At 55.5% G+C, this 1,585-nt stretch carries 2 protein-coding genes; both read right to left on the reverse strand.

The genetic code is table 11. The features are described from left to right. Positions 1 to 448: alanine racemase (locus AB9F27_RS21800; RefSeq protein WP_369758190.1), on the reverse strand; the 448-nt coding region annotated here is incomplete at its 3' end. Next, positions 448 to 1,585, reverse strand: a 1,138-nt coding sequence (locus tag AB9F27_RS21805; protein WP_369758191.1) for an MlrC C-terminal domain-containing protein, incomplete at its 5' end; no start/stop codon positions are given. The genes AB9F27_RS21800 and AB9F27_RS21805, both read right to left, overlap by 1 nt.

The raw sequence follows: 1,585 nt of genomic DNA on the forward strand, positions 1-1,585 counted from the left end.
TGGCCGCCGCCAGCGGCGTTGTCACGCCACAGCGCTGCCCTCCCGTGTCACATTCAACAAGTACGGTAAGCGGAGTGGCGGCATGCCCAAACGTCGTCGACAATCCGGAGATCGTCGCGGTGTTATCGGCCACGACACTCAACCGTACTTTCTGGGCGAGCGCGCGTAACCGAGACAGTTTCTGAGTGCCAACGATGTTGTAGGTTATCAGCACATCGTCTATGCCGCCTTCCGAAATCATCGCCTCGGCTTCGCTGATCTTTTGACAGGTGATACCAAGGGCCCCCGCCTCGATCTGCCGTTTGGCGAGCATCGGCAATTTGTGGGTTTTGATATGGGGCCGCAGTTTCAACCCGTGCGCATCACAATGCTCCTGAAACCGAGCGATATTTGCCTCGGCTATATCAAGATCAACCAAGACAGCGGGCGTATCCATTTCCGAAAACATCAAACGGACTCCTGTTCGTGCGGGTTTTCGACGATGGGCCAAATCGCGCGCGTCAGATGCCTGTAAGGTGTCACCGTCGGGTCGTTCGGGTAGGGTCCCTCGATTGCGGCATAGATAATATTTGCTGCCACATTGGCAAAAGCACCGTGGAAATGGTTCGTCGATTTCACAACCAGCACCTTCTTGGCCGTGATGTCGATGCCCAGATTGGTGAACAGGTCTGGCGAAAAGGCCTGACTGCGATTTGAATTAAGCACCACCTCAATGCCCCCCATGCGGATGACGGAGCAGTCCCCAAGCGGGACAACCGATTTGCCAAAGCTCTGCACGGCGTTGCATTGATTTTTGAGCACGGTGACGCGGGCATCAATCGGATCTCCGGCATGGGCCGAGGTTTTGCCGCCGAAACGCAACTCCAGCGTGGCGCCCTCCCCTGCCGCGTGGCAAAGCCGCACGGCCATCGGATCCCAAATGGTGCCAAAGGCAACCGATGGCATGCCCAATGCGATGGCTTCTTGCAACATCAAGGTGGAATCGCCCGCAACACCACCACCGGGATTATCCCAAACATCGGCCACCACCACGGGGCCGTTTGGCGCGGAGGCGGCCTTTTTCAACGCGGCCTTTGCGGTCAGGAATTCTGGCTTGGTTTGGCCACGAAAGGAAAAAAGCTCCTCCCCCAATGTGCGGGCAATCCTGTCGCCTTTGGAAAGATCGTTATCAGTTATGACAATAATTTTAGCGCCAAGATCGGGGGAATCTCCGGCCATGAAACCGTGGATTGCGGATACAGACAGCACCTCATTTGTGTCCTCAAGCGCAATCATCCGATCCACAAATCCCCGCATTGGATCGCGGCTGGTTGGCAAAATATCGATCATTCGCACGTCAAAAACCGAGAGAACTGGCTTAATCTCGCCGCGAACCGCCCGCAGCGTCAGGTCGACACAATTCTTGCCCGCTTCGACAAAATCGGTGTGGGGGAATTCTTTGAAAACGGTGATGATGTTTGCATTGTCCACGCGTTTTTGGCTGAGATGGCTGTGCGGATCGAAACTCACGCCAATAATCGCTTTATCGCCGATAATGTTGCGAACTCCTTCGATCAAGTGGCCCTCGCAATCGGTACACCCTTCG

The sequence above is a fragment of the Falsihalocynthiibacter sp. CO-5D18 genome, from assembly GCF_041205445.1.
Classification (GTDB): Bacteria; Pseudomonadota; Alphaproteobacteria; order Rhodobacterales; family Rhodobacteraceae; genus Falsihalocynthiibacter; species Falsihalocynthiibacter arcticus.